Source organism: Roseomonas populi, assembly GCF_024594815.1.
GTDB lineage: Bacteria > Pseudomonadota > Alphaproteobacteria > Acetobacterales > Acetobacteraceae > Roseomonas > Roseomonas populi.
On record NZ_JANJOU010000004.1, the window covers coordinates 34,113 to 54,650 of the forward strand.

The 20,538-nt window shown below is 71.2% G+C and carries 22 protein-coding genes; 11 read left to right on the forward strand and 11 right to left on the reverse strand.

The window, feature by feature from the left end; genetic code table 11:
• Positions 1-85 precede the first annotated feature (85 nt).
• Positions 86-661: a YbhB/YbcL family Raf kinase inhibitor-like protein gene (locus NRP21_RS07595; protein WP_257715581.1), complete on the forward strand. Its 576-nt coding sequence runs from the start codon at positions 86-88 to the stop codon at positions 659-661.
• 50 nt (positions 662-711) lie between these two features.
• Here the strand turns inward: NRP21_RS07595 and NRP21_RS07600 are convergent, their stop codons facing one another.
• Together NRP21_RS07600 and NRP21_RS07605 are read right to left on the reverse strand one after the other, a co-directional pair.
• Positions 712-837: a hypothetical protein gene (locus tag NRP21_RS07600; protein WP_257715582.1), complete on the reverse strand. Its 126-nt coding sequence runs from the start codon at positions 835-837 to the stop codon at positions 712-714.
• Between the two features lie 256 nt (positions 838-1,093).
• Positions 1,094-1,300, reverse strand: a complete 207-nt coding sequence (locus NRP21_RS07605) for a cold-shock protein (protein WP_257715583.1) — start codon at positions 1,298-1,300, stop codon at positions 1,094-1,096.
• A gap of 506 nt (positions 1,301-1,806) precedes the next feature.
• On the opposite strand from NRP21_RS07605, the gene pnp reads away from it, so the two are divergent.
• The gene (gene pnp, locus NRP21_RS07610; RefSeq protein ID WP_257715584.1) at positions 1,807-4,041 is read left to right on the forward strand and encodes a polyribonucleotide nucleotidyltransferase; all 2,235 of its coding nucleotides are present in this window, start codon (positions 1,807-1,809) and stop codon (positions 4,039-4,041) included.
• 138 nt (positions 4,042-4,179) lie between these two features.
• Positions 4,180-5,580 carry an NAD(P)H-dependent flavin oxidoreductase gene (locus NRP21_RS07615; RefSeq protein WP_257715585.1) on the forward strand — a complete coding sequence of 467 codons (1,401 nt, stop codon included), beginning with the start codon at positions 4,180-4,182 and terminating at the stop codon, positions 5,578-5,580.
• A gap of 147 nt (positions 5,581-5,727) precedes the next feature.
• On the opposite strand, the gene NRP21_RS07620 is transcribed toward NRP21_RS07615, so the two are convergent.
• Entirely contained in the window at positions 5,728-6,573 is an 846-nt protein-coding gene (locus NRP21_RS07620) for a fumarylacetoacetate hydrolase family protein (RefSeq protein ID WP_257715586.1), read from the reverse strand.
• A gap of 28 nt (positions 6,574-6,601) precedes the next feature.
• Positions 6,602-7,651, reverse strand: coding sequence for an alpha/beta hydrolase (locus NRP21_RS07625; RefSeq protein ID WP_257715587.1), 1,050 nt, complete (start codon positions 7,649-7,651; stop codon positions 6,602-6,604).
• Between the two features lie 104 nt (positions 7,652-7,755).
• Between NRP21_RS07625 and NRP21_RS07630 the strand changes: the two genes are divergently transcribed.
• The 5 genes from NRP21_RS07630 (at position 7,756) to NRP21_RS07650 (ending at position 11,746) form a co-directional block, all read left to right on the forward strand.
• Positions 7,756-9,150, forward strand: coding sequence for an MATE family efflux transporter (locus NRP21_RS07630; protein ID WP_257715588.1), 1,395 nt, complete (start codon positions 7,756-7,758; stop codon positions 9,148-9,150).
• A 58-nt stretch (positions 9,151-9,208) separates the two neighbouring features.
• Positions 9,209-9,637 carry a PaaI family thioesterase gene (locus tag NRP21_RS07635; RefSeq protein ID WP_257715589.1) on the forward strand — a complete coding sequence of 143 codons (429 nt, stop codon included), beginning with the start codon at positions 9,209-9,211 and terminating at the stop codon, positions 9,635-9,637.
• A 71-nt stretch (positions 9,638-9,708) separates the two neighbouring features.
• Positions 9,709-9,870 (forward strand): hypothetical protein, encoded by a 162-nt coding sequence (locus NRP21_RS07640; protein ID WP_257715590.1) that lies wholly within the window; start codon positions 9,709-9,711, stop codon positions 9,868-9,870.
• Between the two features lie 141 nt (positions 9,871-10,011).
• Complete coding sequence (locus NRP21_RS07645; RefSeq protein ID WP_257715591.1) at positions 10,012-10,446, forward strand: hypothetical protein; 435 nt, start codon at positions 10,012-10,014, stop codon at positions 10,444-10,446.
• Between the two features lie 106 nt (positions 10,447-10,552).
• The gene (locus NRP21_RS07650; protein ID WP_257715592.1) at positions 10,553-11,746 is read left to right on the forward strand and encodes an OprO/OprP family phosphate-selective porin; all 1,194 of its coding nucleotides are present in this window, start codon (positions 10,553-10,555) and stop codon (positions 11,744-11,746) included.
• Positions 11,747-11,846: 100 nt separating this feature from the next.
• On the opposite strand, the gene NRP21_RS07655 is transcribed toward NRP21_RS07650, so the two are convergent.
• The 3 genes from NRP21_RS07655 to NRP21_RS07665 form a co-directional block, all read right to left on the reverse strand.
• The gene (locus NRP21_RS07655; RefSeq protein WP_257715593.1) at positions 11,847-12,710 is read right to left on the reverse strand and encodes a cell envelope integrity EipB family protein; all 864 of its coding nucleotides are present in this window, start codon (positions 12,708-12,710) and stop codon (positions 11,847-11,849) included.
• A gap of 28 nt (positions 12,711-12,738) precedes the next feature.
• Positions 12,739-14,574, reverse strand: a complete 1,836-nt coding sequence (gene aspS, locus NRP21_RS07660; protein ID WP_257715594.1) for an aspartate--tRNA ligase — start codon at positions 14,572-14,574, stop codon at positions 12,739-12,741.
• 367 nt (positions 14,575-14,941) lie between these two features.
• On the reverse strand, positions 14,942-15,523 hold the full coding sequence (locus NRP21_RS07665; protein WP_257715806.1) for a YqgE/AlgH family protein: 582 nt from the start codon (positions 15,521-15,523) through the stop codon (positions 14,942-14,944).
• Positions 15,524-15,777: 254 nt separating this feature from the next.
• Between NRP21_RS07665 and NRP21_RS07670 the strand changes: the two genes are divergently transcribed.
• The 3 genes from NRP21_RS07670 to NRP21_RS07680 all read left to right on the forward strand — a co-directional run bounded on the left by NRP21_RS07670 (position 15,778) and on the right by NRP21_RS07680 (position 17,367).
• Positions 15,778-16,260 (forward strand): peroxiredoxin, encoded by a 483-nt coding sequence (locus NRP21_RS07670; protein WP_257715595.1) that lies wholly within the window; start codon positions 15,778-15,780, stop codon positions 16,258-16,260.
• Positions 16,257-16,532, forward strand: coding sequence for a hypothetical protein (locus NRP21_RS07675; protein ID WP_257715596.1), 276 nt, complete (start codon positions 16,257-16,259; stop codon positions 16,530-16,532). The genes NRP21_RS07670 and NRP21_RS07675 overlap by 4 nt, the downstream gene beginning before the upstream one ends.
• Positions 16,533-16,599: 67 nt before the next feature.
• On the forward strand, positions 16,600-17,367 hold the full coding sequence (locus tag NRP21_RS07680) for an SDR family NAD(P)-dependent oxidoreductase (protein WP_257715597.1): 768 nt from the start codon (positions 16,600-16,602) through the stop codon (positions 17,365-17,367).
• Positions 17,368-17,605: 238 nt separating this feature from the next.
• On the opposite strand, the gene NRP21_RS07685 is transcribed toward NRP21_RS07680, so the two are convergent.
• The 4 genes from NRP21_RS07685 to NRP21_RS07700 form a co-directional block, all read right to left on the reverse strand.
• Positions 17,606-18,031: a PaaI family thioesterase gene (locus NRP21_RS07685; protein WP_257715598.1), complete on the reverse strand. Its 426-nt coding sequence runs from the start codon at positions 18,029-18,031 to the stop codon at positions 17,606-17,608.
• Between the two features lie 19 nt (positions 18,032-18,050).
• Entirely contained in the window at positions 18,051-18,917 is an 867-nt protein-coding gene (gene motA / locus NRP21_RS07690; RefSeq protein ID WP_257715599.1) for a flagellar motor stator protein MotA, read from the reverse strand.
• Positions 18,914-19,945: a flagellar motor protein MotB gene (locus NRP21_RS07695; RefSeq protein WP_257715600.1), complete on the reverse strand. Its 1,032-nt coding sequence runs from the start codon at positions 19,943-19,945 to the stop codon at positions 18,914-18,916. Before NRP21_RS07695 ends, motA begins: the two co-directional genes overlap by 4 nt.
• Before the next feature lie 183 nt (positions 19,946-20,128).
• Complete coding sequence (locus tag NRP21_RS07700) at positions 20,129-20,452, reverse strand: hypothetical protein (protein ID WP_257715601.1); 324 nt, start codon at positions 20,450-20,452, stop codon at positions 20,129-20,131.
• Positions 20,453-20,538 lie beyond the last annotated feature (86 nt).

Here is a 20,538-nt window from a genome sequence, read left to right on the forward strand (position 1 = left end):
AGGGCGGAACGGCCGGACTGCGCGGCTGCCGCAACCCGGTGGGGGTTGCGCGCGTCCCTCACGCACAGCCAGGAGGTGTCCGACCATGCTGCAAGCTCTGCCCGCCGGTCTTGGCCGGGCTCTGTCGGGGATGCGGCCCGGCATCAACGCGCTGCTCTTCGCCGGGGTGAACGTGCCGGCGGTGATCGAGGTGAGCAGCCCGGCCTTCCCGGGCGGCGGGGCCATCCCGGCCCTGCACACGGCGGACGGGCCCGGGCTCTCCCCGCCGCTCGCCTGGGCGGGGGTGCCGCCCGGCACCGGGGCGCTGCTGCTGGTGGTGGAGGACGCGGACAGCCCCACGCCGAAGCCGCTGGTCCACGCCATCGTGACCGGGCTGCCGGCGGGTGATGGCGGGCTAGCGGCGGGGGACCTGCCAGGGCCCGGGCGGCCGGGCCTGCCGGGGCTGGGGATGGGGCGGAACTCGTATCTCGGGAAGGCCTGGCTGCCGCCGGATCCGCCGCCGGGGCATGGGCCGCATCGCTACGCCTTCCAGGTCTTCGCCCTGCACGGGCGGCCGGAGCCGCTGGCGGGCTCGCCGGGGCGCGGGGCGCTGAGGAAGGTCCTCGGTCCGGGCGTCCTGGCGAAAGGGTGCCTGATCGGCACCTATGAGAGGCGGGGCTGAAGCCCCATTCCCTCCTTCAAGGGGCCCTCCTTCGAAGGGCCGGTCGGCCCTTAGCCCAGCACCTCGCGGACGATCTGGCGGATCTCTGCGGCGCTGAGGGTCCCGGCCTCGGCGGGCCGGGGGGCGGTGTGCGGCAGGCTCGGGGCCGGCCGATGGTCGATGCTCTGGATATTCATGGTCTTCTCTCGTTGGCCCCGGCGGCAACGCATGGTCGCCGGGACGGTTCCTGAGCCCGCCAGCATTCACCCGGAAATGGGACGAAGGCGGGACGGGCCCGTGACGGGATCATGATGTTGCGTGATCCCGGGTTAGCGGCCCGCCGGTAAACAGCCGGTTGAGGGCCGGATGCAGAACGGGCGCCGGCAGCCATCTAGCCGCGGCGCCCGCCCGTGCTCTGGAGCCGAGTTCCGGGGCGGCGGGCCGCCCCACCTCTCAGGCCAGCTGGAGGTTGGAAGCGGACATCTTGCCCTTCGGGTCCTTCTGGACGTCGAAGGAGAGCTTGTCGCCCTCGTTCAGGCCGCGCAGGCCCGCGCGCTGAACATCCGAAACGTGGACAAACACGTCCTTGGAGCCGTCATCCGGCTGGATGAAGCCATAGCCCTTGGTCGCGTTGAACCACTTCACGGTGCCGGTAGCCATCGTCGCGTATCTTTCGGTCTGGTGTACCCCGAGGACCGGAGAGCCTCCGGCCCTCGTGGGCTGGGAACCGGAACTGGCGGCCCGGCGTCCTCAGCGGGTCGGCGGACGGTCTGGGCCAGCACTGGCAGGGATGATCTGGGTGCTGGATGACAGGATTGCAACCCGCCCCGATAGACGAGAGGCTGGCCAGGGGTGGCCCTGCGTCCGGCCGGGTGCCTTTTTCCTGGCCTTTGCCGGCTGAAGCCCTCATATAGCCGCCCGCCGGGTGCGCCGAAGGGTTCACCCGCCCTCCGCGCATGCGGTGGGCTGACAGGAACGGCCGCGCCGCGGCGTTTCCGGCCACATGGAACCCCGTTCGCGGCGACCCCGCGGCGGACCCCATGCCGCCCGAGACGCCGGGCACCCCGCCAAACCGGGCGGGGGCGCAGAGACCCTTCATCCCATCCATGTCGCAACACCATGCCCCGTCCGGCAATCCGGCCGCGCGGGGCGGACAGGATGAACGCATGTTCGACAGCTACTACCGCAAGGACATCGACTGGGGCGGCAAGACCCTGACGCTGGAGACGGGCAAGATCGCCCGCCAGGCCGACGGCGCCGTTCTCGCCCGCCTGGGCGATACCATCGTCCTCTGCACCGCGGTGGGCGCCCGCTCCGTGAAGCCGGGCCAGGACTTCTTCCCGCTGACCGTGAACTACCAGGAGAAGGCCTTCGCCGCGGGCAAGATCCCCGGCGGCTTCTTCAAGCGCGAGGGCCGTCCCTCCGAGTTCGAGACCCTCACCTCCCGCCTGATCGACCGCCCGATCCGCCCGCTCTTCCCGGAGGGTTTCCGGAACGAGGTGCAGGTGGTGGCCACCGTGCTGTCCCATGACCTGGAGAACAGCCCGGACATCGTGGCGATGGTCGGCTGCTCCGCCGCCCTGACGCTCTCCGGCATTCCCTTCTTCGGGCCGATCGCGGCCGCGCGCGTCGGCTACGCCGCCGGCGAGTACATCCTGAACCCGACGTTGGAGCAGATTAAGACCAGCGAGCTGGAACTGGTGGTCGCCGGCACGGCCGAGGGCGTGCTGATGGTGGAGTCCGAGGCGAAGGAGCTCACCGAGGAGGTGATGCTCGGCGCCGTGGAGTTCGGCCACAAGGCCTTCCAGACCGTCATCCAGGGCATCATCGAGCTGGCCGAGCGCGCGGCCAAGGAGCCCTGGGCGCTGACCGAGACGACCGAGGGCGAGACGGCGCTGAAGGCCCGCATCTCCGAGCTGGGCCGCGCCGACATGGCCGAGGCCTACAAGGAGACGCAGAAGCAGGTCCGCTACGGCAAGGTGGGCGAAGTCAAGAAGAAGATCATCGCCCAGCTCGAGGCCGAGGGCCTGGATACGGCCGCGGCCAAGGGCATGCTGAAGGAGCTCGAGGCGGACGTGGTCCGCAACGCGATCCTGGACACGGGCATGCGCATCGACGGGCGCGACACCAAGACCGTGCGCCCGATCGTGGCCGAGGTCGGCATCCTGCCGCGCAGCCACGGCTCCGCCCTCTTCACCCGCGGCGAGACGCAGGCGCTCTGCGTGGCCACCCTCGGCACGGGCCAGGACGAGCAGATCATCGACGCCCTCGCGGGCGAGTACCGCGAGGACTTCATGCTGCACTACAACTTCCCCCCCTACTCGGTGGGTGAGACGGGCCGCATGGGCTCCCCGGGCCGCCGCGAGGTCGGGCACGGCAAGCTGGCCTGGCGCGCCGTGCACCCGCTGCTGCCGGAGAAGGAGAAGTTCCCCTACACCATCCGCGTCGTGTCGGAGATCACGGAGTCCAACGGCTCCTCCTCCATGGCGACCGTCTGCGGCACCTCCCTGTCGCTGATGGATGCCGGCGTTCCCCTGAAGCGGCCGGTGGCGGGCATCGCCATGGGCCTGATCAAGGAGGATCGCGGCTTCGCCGTGCTCTCCGACATCCTGGGCGACGAGGATCACCTCGGCGACATGGACTTCAAGGTGGCCGGCACGGAGCAGGGCATCACCGCGCTCCAGATGGACATCAAGATCACGTCCATCACCTTCGACATCATGAAGACGGCGCTGGAGCAGGCCAAGGACGGCCGCGTCCACATCCTCGGCGAGATGGCGAAGGGCCTGTCCGGCTCCCGCACGGATGTCGCGGCCACCGCGCCGCGCATCACGGTGATCAACGTGCCGAAGGAGAAGATCCGCGAGGTCATCGGAACCGGCGGCAAGGTGATCCGCGAGATCGTCGAGCAGACCGGCACCAAGATCGACATCGAGGACGACGGCACGATCAAGATCGCGTCGAGCAGCACCGAGGCGACCCAGGCCGCGATCGACCGCATCCGCGGCATCACGGCCGAGGCCGAGGTGGGCGCGATCTACAACGGCACCGTCGTGAAGGTGGCCGACTTCGGCGCCTTCGTGAACTTCCTCGGCTCCAAGGACGGCCTAGTCCACATCTCCGAGCTGGGCCAGGAGCGGGTGAGCAAGACCTCCGACGTCGTCTCGGTGGGCGACAAGGTGAAGGTCAAGGTCATCGGCTTCGACGACCGTGGCAAGGTGAAGCTCTCCATGCGGGTCGTTGACCAGCAGACGGGCGCGGACATCACCGAGCAGGTCGGCGCCAAGCGTCCCCGCCCCGAGGGCGAAGAGGGCGGTGAGCGTCGCGAGCGCTCCGACCGTGGCGATCGCGGTCCCCGCCGCGACCGTGGGGGCGACCGCCCCCGCCGTTACGAGGACTGAAATTTCGCGGGGCCACTCACGGCTCCGTGAAAACGACGTAACTCAGGGCCGGGGGGCTGTATGAGTCCCCCGGCCCGGACCATATGCGGCGCTTGCGGCGGCCCCATTGGCCGCCCCGTTCCAGGAAAGAATCCGACCTTGAAGGCGATCAACACCATCCGCATGGGCGGTGCCGACGTCCTCCCGCTTGTTGAGGGTGGCAAGGGCGTTTCCGCCTCCAACGGCGCCTCGGCCGGCAACTGGGCTGCGGAGGGCGGCGTTGGCACCTTCTCCGCCGTGAATGCGGATAGCTACGACGCCGAGGGGCGGATCATCCCGCAGGAGTACCACGGCAAGACGCGGCGCGAGCGCCACGAGGAGCTGGTGGCCTACGGCATCGCCGGCGGCATCGCCCAGGCGCGCGAGGCCTATGAGCGCTCCAACGGCCAGGGCCGGGTCCACGCCAACATTCTCTGGGAGATGGGCGGGGCGGAGCGCGTGGCGCGCGGGATGCTGGAAGGGGCCAAGGGCCTGATCCACGGCATCACCTGCGGCGCCGGCATGCCGTACCGCCTGGCCGACATCGCGCGGGAGTACCGCGTGCACATCTACCCCATCGTTTCCTCCGCCCGCGCCTTCAACGCGCTGTGGAAGCGCGCCTACTCCAAGGCCAGCGAGTGGCTGGGCGGCGTGGTGTACGAGGATCCCTGGCTGGCCGGCGGCCATAACGGCCTCTCCAACTCCGAGGACCCGCGCAAGCCGGAAGCCCCCTATGCCCGCGTGCTGAAGCTGCGCCAGCAGATGCGCGAGCTCGGCCTGGGCGACGTGCCGATCATCATGGCCGGCGGCGTGTGGTGGCTGGAGGAGTGGCAGGACTGGATCGACAACCCGGAGCTGGGCCCGATCGCCTTCCAGTTCGGCACCCGCCCGCTGGTGACGCGCGAGAGCCCGATCCCGGATGCCTGGAAGCAGAAGCTGCTCACGCTGAAGCCCGGCGACGTCTCGCTCCAGAACTTCTCCCCCACCGGCTTCTACAGCAGCGCGGTGCGGAATCCCTTCCTGCGCGAGCTGGAGGAGCGTTCCGCCCGGCAGGTGGCCTATACGGGCGAGCCGATCGGTGAGCACTCCGCGATGTACGGGGTGGGCCCGCGCAAGCGCCCCGTCTATCTCGTGCCGGGCGACCTGCAGCGGGTGAAGGGCTGGGAGGCGCAGGGCTTCACGGAAGCGCTGCGGACCCCCGACGACACGCTGGTCTTCGAGACGCCGGAGGCGAGCCGCCAGATCCTGGCGGACCAGGTGGCCTGCATGGGCTGCCTCTCCCAGTGCCGCTTCTCCAACTGGGCGCAGCACACGGAGGATCACTCCAACGGCAAGAAGGCCGATCCGCGCAGCTTCTGCATCCAGAAGACCCTGCAGGAGATCGGCCATGGCGGCGACCCCGACGGGAATCTGATGTTCGCGGGCCACAACGCCTACCGCTTCGCCCAGGACCCCTTCTACTCCAACGGGTTCATCCCGACGGTGAAGGAGCTGGTGGGGCGGATCATGACGGGGCGGTAGCCCGGATCGCAGGAGGGAGAGAGGAAGCGGAGCTTCCTCCTCCTTGAGGCTTCCAGCACTTTCTTGCCCGAGACTGTCGAACTGGCCCGCGAGAGCGGGCCTTTTCGATTCAGGGGTGGGCCATGGCCGGACGGCTGCGCGCCGCCCTCAATCCCCGGCGACCATGCGCTGCCGCTGCTCGCCCAGCCCGGCGATGCCGAGCCGGACCTCCTGCCCGGGCTTGAGGTAGGTGGCGGGCTTCATGCCCATTCCGACGCCGGGCGGGGTGCCGGTGGTGATGACATCCCCGGGATGGAGGGTGATGAAGCGGCTGACATAGGAGACGATCGTCCGCACGTCGAAGATCATGGTGCGGGTGGACCCGTCCTGGCGGCGCTGGCCGTCCACCTCCAGCCACATGGCGAGATCCTGGGGATCGGGGATCTCGTCCGCCGTTACGAGCCAAGGGCCGAGGGGGCCGAAGCCGTCCGCGCTCTTGCCCTTCGTCCACTGGCCACCGCGCTCCATCTGCCATTCCCGCTCGGAAACATCGTTGCAGACGGCGTAGCCGGCGACATGGTCCAGGGCGGTGTCCAGCGGGACGCGGCGGGCGGTGGTGCCGATGATGACGGCCAGCTCAACCTCCCAGTCCAGCTTGCGGCTTTCGGGGGGGATGGCGACCTCGTCCCCCGGCCCGGCGAGGCTGTTGAGGGACTTGAGGAAGATGATCGGCTCCTTCGGCACCGGGGCGCCGCTCTCCGCCGCGTGGTCGGCATAGTTCAGGCCGATGGCGATGAAGTTGCGGGTGCCGGCGACGGGAGGGCCGAGGCGGGTGGCGGGGGAGACCGCCGGGAGGGTGGTGGGGTCCAGCGCGGCCAGGCGGGCGAGGCCCTCCGGCGAGAGGACATCGCCGGCCAGGTCCGGGACCGTGCCGGAGAGGTCGCGGATGATGCCATCCGCGTCCAGCAGCCCGGGTCGCTCGGCGCCGGGGGCGCCGTGTCGCAGCAGCTTCATCGTCCTGTCCTTCTGATCCCGCCCCGCCTCAGGCGAAGGCTTCCTCCAGGAAGACCTGCACGGCCTGGAAGAGGGCGCCGCGGTTGCGCTCCAGCATGATGGAGTGCGTGCCCTCGGCCAGCATCACGAGCCGCTTGCCCGGGGAGCTGGTGAGCAGGGGAAAAAGGGTCGTGGCCATGGCGGGCGGGGTGTCCCGGTCCCATTCGCCGAGCACGAGCAGGGCGGGGACGGTGATCTTCGCGGGATCATAGAAGGGCTTCCCGGCGTCCCAGTACTCCCGCAGGTCCTGCAGCACGCCGTTCGGGGCGCGGAGGACGGAGGGGACCTGGCGGGAGCCTTCCGGGTCGGTCGCGAAGGTGGCGTCGGCCCAGTACTCGTACCAACCGGGGGGCAGCAGGCCGCCGCGCCTCTCGGCCGGCACGCCCGCCAGCCAGCGCTCCCGCGCCTGCGCACGGGTGACGGTGCGGTAGGGCTGCAGCGGGCCCTCCGGCACGGGCACGGCGCCGCGGCTGGCGGGGTCGCGCAGCCAGAGCGGTGCGTAGAGCACGAGGCGGTCCACCAGGGCCGGGTTGTCCTGTGCTAAGCGGGAGACGAGGGTGGTTCCCCACGACCAGCCGATCAGCCCGCACTTCGCCACGCCGCGTGCCTGGCGGATATGGGCGAGGGCGGCGCCGATCTGGGCGACCGCCGCCTCCCCGTTCGTCGGGGGCCTGCCCGCCTCGCCCGCCGGGCGGGTGGAGCGGCCGTAGCCCGCGAGGTCCAGGCACCAGACGTCGAAGCCGCGCCCGGCCATGTAGTCCATCCAGGAGACGCCGGAGAGGGGCAGGTCGAAGCCCGTGCTGGCCGGATAGGTGGCGCCGTGGACGCAGAGGATCGTCCGGTCCGGCCGCGCGGGGGCAGCGGCCTCCGGGCGCTTGTTGCGGAGGTAGAGCTGGGCGCCGTCCGGGCCGGGGATCAGCATCTCGTCCATGACGACTCCGGCGGGCTGGGCGGCGGCGGTGCCGACAAACGCGGCGGCGGGCAGTGCCGCAGGGGCGGCGAGCACGCTGCGGCGCGCGATGGTGCCTGGACCGGCCATGGGTTTCTCCCTCACGCCCGGCAGGTTAGCACCGCCCGGGCGGACCCGGCCAGAACGGGGGAGCGATGGTGGCGCCGGGTGCCGCCCGCGCTACAAGCCCGTGCATGAACGGGACGTCATCTCGCGCGGGCTGGTGGGCGGAGGCGCGGGCGATGGTCCTGCTCGCCTGGCCGCTGGCACTGACGAACCTCTCCCAGATGGCGCTGCTGGCGACGGATTCGGCCTATCTCGGGCACCTCTCCACGGAGGCGCTGGCGGCCGTCACGCTCTCCGGCACGCTGTTCTGGACGATGCTGGCGCCGGGCTTCGGCCTCTCCTTCGCCGCGGCCGCCATGCTGGCGCAGGAACGGGGGCGGCGCGTGGGGCATGTGCGGGCCATGCGGCGCACGCTGCGGGCGGGGCTGCTGGGCACGCTGCTGGCGGCGGTGCCGGGGATGCTCCTGCTGTGGCACGGCGGCGCGGTGCTGCTCGCCCTGGGGCAGGAGCCGGGGCTGGCCGCGGCGGCGCAGGACTTCCTGCGCTGCATCCTCTGGGGCATCCCCTCCTTCGGCATCTTCCTGACCCTGCGCGGGCTGATGGCGGCAATGGAGCGGCCCTGGCCGCCGCTGGTGGTGGGGCTGCTGGCCGTGCCGCTGAACGCGCTGCTGGGCTGGGTGCTGATCTTCGGGAATCTCGGCGCGCCGGCGCTGGGGGTGCGCGGGGCGGGGATCGCGGGGGCGGTAGCGGACGGGTTCATGGCCCTGACCCTGGCCGTGTTCATCGCGCGGGACCGGCGGCTGCGGCGTTACCGCTTCTTCGGGCGGATCTGGCGGATCGACCCCGCGCGGCTGGGGCGGGTGGTGCGCCTGGGCTTGCCCATCGCGGCGCAGATGCTGCTGGAAATCGGGCTGTTCAGCGCCGTCGGGCTGGTAATGGGCTCCTTCGGGGCGCAGGCGGTGGCGGCGCACGCCATTGCGCTGCAAGTGGCCAGCACCACCTTCGCGGTGCCGCTGGGGCTGGGGCAGGCGGCCACGGCGCGGGTGGGGCTGGCGATCGGCGCGGCGCATCCGTGGGAGGCGCGGCGCGCGGGCTGGGTGGCGATCCTGCTGGCTGTGGCCTTCATGGTGCCGATGGCGCTGGGGATGATGCTGGCGCCCGGCGCGCTGGCGCGGCTCTTCATGGACCCCGCGGCGGAGGGGGCGGCGGAGACCCTGGCCCTGGCGGCCACGCTGCTCTTCCTCGCCGGGCTGTTCCAGGTGAGCGACGGCGTGCAGGTGGTGGGCGCCGGCGCGCTGCGGGGGCTGCACGATACGCGGGCGCCGATGCTGATCGCGGCCGGCGGCTACTGGGGGCTGGGATTCCTGGCGGCGCTGGCCCTGGCCTTTCCGGCCGGGCTCGGGCCGGCGGGGATCTGGGCCGGGCTGGTGCTTGGGCTGGCCGGGGTGGCGGGGGCGATGACCTGGCGCTGGGCGCGGCTCTCCCGCCGGGGCGGGCTGAGGATGCGGGGGCGGGCCGGTTGACCGCCATGCGGCCGGGACGGGTTGACGCCCCGGCGCCTCCGGGCGCCCATCGCACCCCATGAGCACACCGATATGGAAGAAGTCCGCCACCCCCGAATCCCTTGCGGCGCGGGCGGGAAAGACCGCCATCACCCATCTCGGCATCGAGATCACGGAGATCGGGCCGGACTACTTGCGCGCCACCATGCCGGTGGATCACCGGCACGTTCAGCCCTGGAGGGTGCTGCACGGTGGAGTCTCCGTGGTGCTGTCGGAGACGCTGGGAAGCATGGCCTGCTACCTGGCTGTACCGGAAGGGTTCCACTGCGTCGGCATCGAGATCAATGCCAACCACCTGGCCGCCGTGCCGGAGGGGCAGACCGTGACGGCGGAGTGCCGGGCCTTCCACACCGGCCGATCCACCCAGGTATGGCAGACGGAAATCCGCCGCGCGGACGGGCGCCTGGCCTGCGTCTCCCGCATCACCTGCGCCGTGCTGCCGGATTGAGCGGGGCCGGGCCCAGGACTGATCGGGGGGGGGCTGATCCGGAGGCCGGCTGGTCCGCGCTGCGGGCGGCCATGGGCGATGCGGCGGAGAGCCGGGCCTTCGGTGCCCGCGCGCTCCTCTCCGAAGGGCGGGTCTTCGCGCTGCCGGTGGATGGCCGGCTGGTGGTTAAGTTGCCGGCAACCCGGGTGGCAGCCCTGGCGGAGGAGGCGCGGCGTTTCGCCGAAAGGGCATGACGCTCCCGGGAAAGCGCCCTCGCGGCGCATTCCGATGAAGCCCAGGGGGGTTACGATCCGTTTCCTGCCGCGCCGGACAAGCAACCGGGCCCGCGGGCAGGATGGCCCGGCCGGACCCGATCCGGCGAAGGAGGTCACACCATGCACAAGCCCCTGTTCCTGGCTGCCGCCCTGGCCCTGACCGGCGCCGCCGGGCTGGCGATTGCCCAGCCCGTGCCGCCTGCCACGCCCGCAACCCCACCCACCCCGGGCGCCCAGGCCCAGCCGCCTGCCCCGCCGCCCGGCCCCGGCCCGCAGGCCCAGGGACCTGGCGGGCCCCGTGGACCGATGGGGGGACCGATGGGTGGCCCCATGGGCGGTCCGGGCTTCGAGGGGCCACGCGGCCCGATGGGTGGACCGGAGGGCCGCATGCGCCGCTGGCGCCACGGCCCGCCGCCCTCCGACGCCGCGAGCTTCTACTTCCAGAAGGAAGACCAGGTGATCCACATCCGCTGTGCCGAGGACGAGCCGATGCGGGCCTGCGTGGACGCTGCCTCGGCCCTGCTCGACAAGGTGGGCAGCCTGCCCAATCGCTGATCCGGGATGGCGGGGCCCTGCGGCCCCGCCCCGTCCAAAAACCAAGTTTCGCTGGGCGCCCCGGGCGGCCGGCCCCACCCCTGCACGCCCTGCCAGGGGGATTCCCATGCGCCGCATTCCCGTCCTCGCCTTCGCGCTTCTCGCCGCCCTGCCGGCGGCAGCGGAGGAGGTCAAGCCAGATGGGCTGCACTGGGATGGCTGGGCGCCGACCCTGCAGGCGGCGGACGGCAACTTCACCGCCAAGCCGGTGGTGCGGCTGGACGCCGACCTCGGCTCCTTCTTCGGCCAGGACGAGCCGGGCGGCTTCCGCAGCGGCGTGAACCTGCGCCGCGGCCGGCTGGGCCTGGGCGGCACGGTGCTGCGGGACTTCACCTACAGCTTCGTCTGGGAGTTCGGCGGGCAGAACCCGAACGACTACAACAACATCTTCGAGGCGCAGCTCGCCTATACTGGCCTGGGCTGGGGCACCATCCGCGCGGGCATCTTCACGCCCCAGCACATGCCGGAATACGCCGGTTCCTCTTTCGACCTGCCCTTCATGGAGCGGGCGGCGATCACCAACCTCGCCGCTTCCCTCGCCACCGGCGACACGCGGGAGGCGGTGGGGATCGAGGGGAACGGCGCGCTGGGCGGGGGCGGGGCGCGCTGGAATGCCAGCGCCTATGCCAGTGCCGGCGTCGGCTCCACGCCGCATGACGGGCGGCAGCGCGGGGCGGCGGGGCGGGCGGTGGTGCTGCTGCCCCCGATCGGCCCCGTGCAGTTCCAGATCGGCGCCGATGCGGCGGCCCAGTTCCACCCGGGCACCGATCCCGGCCCCCAATCCGTCCGCTTGCGCGACTACCCGGAACTGCGGATCGATTCCCGTCGGTTCCTCGACAGCGGGTCCATCCGGGCGGACCAGGCCTGGGCGGTGGGGCCGGAGGCGGCGGGGCGGGTCGGCCCGCTCTACTTGGAAGCCGTGTGGCAGCGGGTGACGGTGGAGCCGCCGGACGCGCCGACCCGCCGCTTCGAGGGATGGTACGTGGAGGGGCTGTTCACGGTCGCCGGCCCGGCGCGCGAGCGGTCCAACGAGACCGGCACCTGGAAGCGGCCCAAGGCGGAGGGGCGGTTCGGCAGCCTGGAGATCGGTGTGCGCTACAGCACGGCGGATCTCGGCGTCAGCCGGCAGTCCATCTGGACGGCAGGGGTGAACTGGTACCTGACCGACCGGTTCCGGCTTCAGGCGCAGTACGAGAACGGGCGCACGGGGCAGGACCGGGACTTCCAGGCGATCGGGATGCGCGCCTCGTTCAACCTCTGAGGCTTTCGGGAGGCGGAGCCTCCCGAGCCCATCGCCAACTCATCATGCTTCGAACGGGCCGGAGAGAGGGAGAACTCCCTCCTCTCCCCGGGACATCCCGTCAGCACCCGCCGGGAAGGGCTTCCAGCGTCTCCAGCTTCCCGTTCACCGCGAACTCGCCGAAATCCATGTTCAGCTCGTCCGCCACGCCGTTCGCGTAGTAGCGCAGGCCCACCTCATAGTCGGGGGAGGAGGCGCCGCCGCCGTTGTTGTCCTTGCCGAAGAAGGCGATCCGCATGCGGCCACTCTCCTGGTTCGCCAGCAGGGGGAAGCGAGGGTTGGCCTCCGCCTCCTTGCGCCAGGGCGAGAGGACCGTGGTGCTGTCCTGGGAGCCGTCGTCGCTCGTGCCGTCCATCAGCGGGACGTTGAGGATCTTCTGGCCGCTGCGGGCCGCCTCAATGGCGCGGATCGTATGGGCCATGGGCAGGAGGGTGCCGGGGGGCAGGGCTTCCTGCGAGGGGCGGGGCTGGTCGTACCTCGCGGTCCCGGAGCCGTCGGGCTGCAGGGTGGCCTCGCCGGTGATGCGGTTGCTGACCGCGCCCGCCGTCATCTGGGTCAGCGAGTAGCGCAGCCGGCGGCCGTCCTTGCTCTCCCAGGTGGAATAGTCGGAGGCGGTCTCGACCGTCTGGCCGTCGCGGTCCTGCATCCGCATGGTCAGGCGCTGGCGGCTGGCCCAGCCATCGCAGGCGTCCAGCACCTCGAAGAGCATCACGCCCTCGGCGCGGGCGATGTCGGAATTGTCCCGGGAGCGGTCGAAGGTCAGGCGGTAGGCGGCGCGGTGGGCCGCCATGGCCTCCGCGCCCGGCATGACGGCAGGGGCTGCGCCGGCGGCCGGGGTGGCGGCGGGCTGGGCGGGCGCCGGGCCCGCGAGGACCAGGGCCGCGCCCAGCATGGCGGTGGAGGCGAGAAGGGAGCGCAGGCGCATCGAGGAGCCTTTCCGGAAGGGCCCAGACTTAGGCGGTCTTGGCCCCGCTTGCACCCTTTGCGTCGTCTTTGTTGCTCTTCGCCGCAGCGTCCTTCGCGGGCGGCAGGTCGGGCTTGATGTGCAGCTCCTTCCAGCGGCCGGGCTCCACCGTGCTGGGGGCGCCCATCATCAGGTCCTCGCCCTGCTGGTTCATGGGGTACATGTTGACCTCGCGGAGGTTGGGCTCCTCCGCCAGCAGCATGACGATGCGGTCGATGCCGGCGGCCATGCCGCCGTGGGGCGGGGCGCCGTAGCGGAAGGCGTTCAGCATGCCGCCGAACCGCTCCTCCACCGCGCTCTCCGGGTAGCCGGCCATGCCGAAGGCCTTCACCATGATCTCGGCCTTGTGGTTCCGGATCGCGCCGGAGGCCATCTCGTAGCCGTTGCAGACGATGTCGTACTGGTAGGCCGGGATGGTCAGCGGGTCCTTCGTCTCCAGCGCCTCCATCTCGCCCTGCGGCATGGAGAAGGGGTTGTGGGAGAAGTCCACCTGGCCCGTCTCCTCGTTCAGCTCGAACATCGGGAAATCGACGATCCAGCAGAAGCGGAAGACGTCCTTCTCGATCAGGTCCAGCTCCTGGCCGATGCGGGTGCGGACGGTGCCGGCGAACTTGGCCGCGTCATCCACCTTGCCGGCGGCGAAGAAGACGGCGTCGCCCGGGCCGATCCCGCAGGCGGCGCGGATGGCCTCCACGCGCTCCGGCTCCAGGTTCTTGGCGATCGGGCCCTTCGCGCCGTCGGCATCGAAGGCGATGTAGCCAAGGCCGCCGGCGCCCTGGGCGCGGGCCCACTCGTTCAGCTTGTCGAAGAAGCCGCGCGGCTTGCCGCCCGCGCCCGGCGCCGGGATGGCGCGGACCACGCCGCCAGAGGCCGCGATCTTGGCGAAGAGGCCGAAGCCGGAACCCGCGAAGCTCTCCGTCACGTCCCGGATGATCAGGGGGTTCCGCAGGTCCGGCTTGTCGGAGCCGTAGTCCAGCATCGCCTGGGCGTAAGGGATGTGGCGCCAGGGGCCAGCATCCACGGGGCGGTTGCCCGCAAAGCGCTCGAAGGTGCCGCGGATCACCGGCTCCATCGTGTCGAACACGTCCTGCTGCGTGACGAAGCTCATCTCCACGTCGAGCTGGTAGAACATGAGGGTGCGGTCGGCGCGGCCCGCCTCGTCCCGGAAGCAGGGGGCGATCTGGAAGTAGCGGTCGAAGCCCGCCACCATCGTCAGCTGCTTGAACTGCTGCGGGGCCTGGGGCAGCGCGTAGAACTTGCCGGGGTGCAGGCGGGCGGGGACGAGGAAGTCCCGCGCGCCCTCCGGGCTGCTGCTGGTCAGGATCGGGGTCTGGAACTCGTTGAACCCCTCCGCGATCATCCGCTCCCGGATGTCGTGGATGATCTGGGCGCGGAGGATCATGTTTCGCTGCAGCCGCTCCCGCCGCAGGTCCAGGAAGCGGTAGCGGAGGCGCATCTCCTCCGGGGCGTCGTCGTCGGTGGCGACCTGGAAGGGCAGGACGTCGGCGCGGGACTGTACGGTCAGCTCGCGCACCCGCAGCTCGATCTCGCCGGTGGCCAGGCGGGGGTTCACGGTGGAGGGCTCGCGCGCCACCACCTCGCCGGTCACGGTGATCACGCTCTCCGGCCGCACGTCATCGGCAGCGGCGAAGACGTCCGAGCCCTGCGGGATCACGCACTGGGTCAGGCCGTAATGGTCGCGCAGGTCGATGAAGAGCAGGCCGCCATGGTCGCGCTTGCGGTGCACCCAGCCGGAAAGCCGGACGGTCTGGCCGGCATCGGCGGCGCGGAGCGCGCCGCAGGTGTGGGTGCGGTAGGCGTGCATGGGGCGATGGACCTGGGTCTGGATACGCGTTCGGGCGGCAAAGGCGGCAGGGGGCGGCCCTATGTCAACCCCGGCTTGGCCTGTTGGCGCGGGTGGCCCCAGGAGCGAGAAGGAATTCTCCCTCCTGGACCTCCCCCATCTTTTTCTATCGGGCTGCCGCGGAAGGCTTCGCTGGGGGTGCGCCTGAGATCGATGACCGCAGGCGACTGACATGGAGGCCTGGGCTGATGCGGTGTCGAGACGCCTGCGGCGCCGCCCTTCCGTCATCCTAATCCGCGGCAGCCCGATGCAGATCCAGGTGCCCTGGGGCTCCTGGCGGGGGGTTCCAGGGAGGCGGCGCCGCGCTGGGACCAGATGTGCCGACGGATCAGGCCCGCCCGGCCGTCCCCACGAGGAGAAGCGGGTCCACCTTCAGCTTCGCCAGGGCCCGGCGCCACTTGGCGTCCTGGTCCTCCTCAGCGAAGAGGATGGCTTCGTCCGGGGAGACGGAGAGCCAGGCGTTGCCGGCGATCTCGCTCTCCAGCTGGCCCGGGCCCCAGCCGGCGTAGCCGAGGGCGAGCAGGCCCTGGCGGGGGCCTTCGCCGCCGGCGATGGCCTTCAGGATGTCCACGCTAGCCGTGAGGGCGAAGCCGCCCTCGATGGCGAGGCTGCCCTCGCTCGACCAATCCTGGGTATGGAGGACGAAGCCGCGGCCGCCCTCCACCGGGCCGCCGGCGTGGAGCCGGATGCGGCGCTGGGGCGGGATGGGGGTTACGTCCAGCTGCTTCAGCAGGTCATCGAAGGTCAGGTTCTCGATCGCCCGGTTCAGCACGATGCCCATGGCCCCTTCCGGGGAGTGGGCGCAGAGACAGATCACGCTCCGGGCGAAGCGCGGGTCCTCCATACTGGGCATGGCGATGAGGATCTGCCCGCCCAGCCAGCCCTCCGAGGCAGGGCCGGGCGTCGCCATGCGGGTGAGCTGGATCGGTGTTGTCTGGCCTTCCGCCTCCTCCAGCTCGTCCTCATCCTCGATGGGCGGCGGGGGAGGGGCCTTGTCCTTCGGGCGCCGGGTCATGACGGAAAGATGGCGCCGGTCCCGGGGGCCTGCAACCCGCCCGGGGCTGTTGATGGGCGGCGCGGCGCAACGTGCGAGTGGAAGAGCCGTTGACAGCGGCGCGAGACGGGCGCCGATACCTGCGGCAAGACCCCTATCGAGGATTCCAGATGCCCATCCAGCCCGGTGACGCCATTCCCTCCGTCAAGCTCATGCAGGCCAGCGCCGAGGGGCCGAAGGAGGTGGACGCGGCCGTCATCCTCGGCCACGGCACGGCGGTGCTGTTCGGCGTGCCCGGCGCCTTCACCCCCACCTGCTCCGCCCGCCACCTGCCGGGTTTCGTGCAGCAGGCCGCGGCGCTGAAGGCCAAGGGCGTGAACACGGTGGCCTGCGTGGCCGTGAACGACGCTTTCGTGATGGCCGCCTGGGCCAAGGACCAGGGCGTGACGGACGAGGTGGTGATGCTGGCGGATGGTAGCGCTGCCTTCATCAAGGCGCTGGGCCTGGACATGGACCTGACGGCCCGCGGCATGGGCGTGCGGTCCCAGCGCTTCGCCCTGATCGCCAAGGGGGGCAAGGTGACGCATGTGGGCGTGGAGCAGCCCGGCGCCTTCGAGGTGAGCAGCGCCGACGCCATCCTGGCCCAGCTGTGACCGACCCCACGCGCTGGGGCCTGATGGCCTGGCAGGCCGGGTGGGTCTTCACCCTTCGCAGCATGGACCTCTGGGCCAAGCCCGAGGGGGCGGGGGAGGAACTGACCCGGATGGCGTTGGAGAAGCAGAAGGCCTTCACCGATGGCTTCTTTGCCGCCGGCCGGGCCGCCATGGCGGGTGCGGGGCCGGAGGCGGTGATGGCCGCCGCCGCCCGGCCGGTCCACCGGAGGGTTTCGGCCAACCTGCGGGGCCTGCGCCGCAAGAAGGGCTGACCGCCGGGCCGCAACCCCGGCCCGGCGCGGGCGCTTCATCGGCTCTTCCGGAAAGTGGAACGGGCGGATGATGCTTCAGGGCAAGGTGGCCTTCGTCACGGGGGCGGATTCCGGGATCGGGCAGGCGATCGCCGTGGCCTATGCCCGGGCGGGGGCCGACGTGGCGATCACCTGGCACACGGACGAGGCGGGCGCGGCCGAGACGGCGCGGCGCGTGGAATCGGCAGGCCGCAAGGCCTTCGTGACCCAGCTGGACGTGATGGATTCCCGCGCCGTGGACGCCGCCTTCGAGGCGGCGCGCTCGGCGCTGGGCCCTCTGGACATCCTGGTGAACAACGCCGGCAAGGGCATGGGCGGCAAGAAGCCCGTGGCAGAACTGGAGGACGAGGACGCGGAGGTGGTCATCCGCACCAACCTCCTCGGGCCGCTCTGGTGCGCCCGGGCCTTCCTGAAGGGCGAGCCGCGGGAGGGGAGCAAGATCATCAATGTCTCCTCCGTCGCGCAGCACCTGCCGACCGCGGAGAGCGCGCCCTACGGCATGTCCAAGGCCGGGGTGGGATCGCTGATCCGCAGCCTCTCCGTGGAGCTGGCGCCGAAGAAGATCAACGTGGTGGGCATCGCCCCCGGGCTGATCCAGACGCCGATGACGCAGGAGCGGCTGGACGACCCGGCGAAGCGAGAGGCCTCCTTCAAGGAGATCCCCTGGCACCGTGCGGGGCAGCCGGAGGAGATCGCCAAGCTCGCGCTGTTCCTGGCGAGCCCGGACGCCGAGTACATCACGGGGCAGACGGTGGTGATGGATGGCGGGCTGACCATGAACTGGGGCGGGGCCTAGTTCCCAGGGTACCGGAGTCCAGGAGGCTCCGCCCCTAGGACCCCCGCCAGGAGCCACGGGGGACCTGGACCTGCATCGGGCTGACCCGGAGCTGATCGGAGACGGGGTCTCCGGTGAAGGGCCGCATCCGGCCGCTATAGTCGCCTCGGGTTATCGGCCCGAGGCACCGCATCGAGCGGGCCCGGGGAGAGGAAGAGTCCCTTCTCTCCCCGGGACAGACCGCCACCGCAGGAACGTATCAGCGCAGCGGCGAATCGGCCGGCACGCCTTCGGGCTTGTTGCTGCCGGTGCGCCAGCGGTGGGTGCCCGAACCGAAGGCGACTAGCTTCCCATCGGGCCCGAACACCTCGGTGCGCGTGAAGAAGATGCTGTTCCCCGCCGTAACCACGCGCCCTTCCGCGGTGATCCGCCCTTCCGTGACCTGGCCGGTGAAGTGGGTATTCAGGTCCACCGTGACGGCGCGGCGGACGTTGCCGGGCACGGTGCAGAAAAGGCCGGAATAGCCCCCGGCTTGGTCGATGAGGGAGAGCAGCACGCCCCCGTGCAGCACGCCGCTGCGGTTGTGGTGCCGCGTGTCCACCACGAGGGCGAGGCGGGCGAAGCCGTCCCGCCACTCGTCCACGGTCAGGCCGATCAGGTCGTGAAAGGGGGCGGTGTCTTGCATGGCGGCAGGTAAGCGTGGATCAGGCAATCTGCAAATCCTGCAGCGCGGCTTCCAGCTCCTGGAAGCTCGGCATGTGGGAGGAGGGAGCCATCTTGCGGCCCGTCTCCACGGAGACCTGGGGCGCGTTGCCCTGCAGATGCGCGACGATGACGGCGCGGATCACCTCGAAATACTTCGTCTCCTCGTCCACCACGCCCTTCAGCCGGGCGGCCATGGGGCCCATGACGCCATAGGCCAGAAGCACGCCGAGGAAGGTGCCCACCAACGCGCCGCCGATCATGCCGCCGAGTACGGTGGGCGGCTGGTCGATGGAGGCCATGGTCTTGATCACGCCCAGCACCGCCGCGACGATGCCCAGCGCCGGCAGGGCATCCGCCATGCTCTGCATCGCGTGGGAGGGGTGCATCTCCTCCTCCTTCAGCTTCTTCAGCTCCCGCGCCATCACGTCCTCGATCTGGTGCGGGTCGTCGGCGTTCATGCCGACCATGCGCAGGTAGTCGCAGATCATCGCCACCGCGTGGTGGTTCGCCTTGATCTTCGGGAACTTGCCGAAGGCCGGGCTCTCCTCCGGCTTCTCGATATGCGCCTCCAGCGCCATGGCGCCCTTCGTCTGCACCAGCCGCACGAACCAGTAGAGGAGGGAGAGCATCTCCACGTAGTCGCTCTTGTGGTACCGCGCGCCCTTGAAGATCTTCCCGAAGCCGCCGAGCGTGTGCTTCACGTCGTGCATCGAGTTGGACATGACGAAGGCGCCGACGGCGGCGCCGCCGATCATCAGCCCCTCCAGCGGCAGGGCGTGCATGATGATGTCGAACTTGCCGCCCGCCAGGGTGTAGCCGCCGAAGACGGTCACCATCATCACCACGAAGCCGATGATCGTCGTCATGGGGTGGGGTTTCCCCCCGGCGCGGCGGGATTTTCCCGCAGCAGCAGGACGGAGACGCGGCGGTTGGCGGGGTTCTGCGGGTCGCCCGGCAGCATCGGCTCGCGCTCCGCGAGGCCGGCGACGCTGCGGATCCGGGTTTCGGCCACGCCGCCATCGGTGAGGAGCCGGCGCGTGGCGTTGGCGCGCTCCGCCGAGAGGTCCCAGTTCGATCGGGCGCCCGGGCGGAAGGGCGTGGCGTCCGTGTGGCCGGTGATGGCGACCGCATTCGGAACGCGGTTGATGACCGCGGCCACCTTCGCCATCAGCGCGCGGGTGCGGTCGGAGGGCGCGCTGCCGCCGAGGGCGAACATGGGCTGCCGCTCCGCGTCCAGCAGCTGGATGCGCAGGCCCTCCGGCACCTGTTCCACCTGGAGCTGCTTCGCGAGGTCGGCGAGGGCGGGATCCTCCCGCACGGCGGCGCGGATCCCCTCCGCAAGCCGGTCCAGCGCCTCGCGCTCGCGGCGCTCAAGCTCTTCGCGCAGGGCCTCGGCCGATGCCTTGGCGATGTCGGCCCCGCTGCCGCCGGCGCCCGGGCTGTTGCCCGGCTCGGCGCGGGCGGCCTGCAGGCGGGCCGGGGTGGCCTCCTCATCGTCGCCCTTCGGTCCCCCCCGGCGCTCCACGGGCGCGGCGGGCTGGTCACTGTCATCCTCGTCCAGGTCGAAGACGACGGGGCGGGGGCCGGTCTCCACCCGCACGGAGGAGGCGTTGGAGGCGGCTTCCCCGGATTCGTTGGGTGTCCTGCCGCCGAAGGGCTGGCCGGAGCCGGTGCTGTTCCGGCCCATGACGTTGGTGGGGTTGAAGTAGTCGGCGAGGCCGCGCCGCTGCTCCTCCGTGGTGGCGTTCAGCAGCCACATCAGGAGGAAGAAGGCCATCATCGCCGTGACGAAGTCGGCGTAGGCCACCTTCCAGGCGCCGCCGTGATGGCCGCCCTCCCCGCTCTCCTCACGTTTGATGACGATGGTGGCGCCTTCGCCCCTGCCTTTTGCCACGGCCCTGCACCCGCTGATCGGGTGGAAGGTGACGCCAGGGGGTTAAGACGGGGTTGATTACAGGGGGGCATGGAAACGTGTGCCCCCGGTAAGGCCGCGGGGTCTCAGGGCGGCCCCCGCAGGCAGGGGCCCCGGAAGCCCCCAGGGAGGAAGAGCGTGTCCCGTCCTCCCTGGGGCGATGCCTCAGCGCTGGCTGCGGGTCCGGCTGCTGCTGCTGCTGCTGCCGCCGCGGCTGCGGCTGCGAGTCGTGGCCGGGGCGGCCGGCTCGGCGGCCGGAGCGGGGGCGCTGGCGCTGGCCGGGGTCACGCCGCGGGAGCGGTCCAGCTCCTCCAGCATGCACTTCTTCAGGCCGAACTCGGTGGCGGTCGGCAGGCGCTGCTGGCAGGCCGGGCGGAAGGCCTCTTCCGGCGGCGGGGCGACGGTGGGGGCCGGCGGGGGCGGGGTGGTGCACGCGGCCATCAGCGCCAGCGACGGGAGCAGGGCGGCCTTGAGGATCGTCTTGGTCACTGGTTCGTCCTTGGAATAAGGGCCCCGCAGGACCGTTCCACGGGCGGGGCGCCGGCCCTTCTAGGGCGACGCGCGCCGCGCGTCAC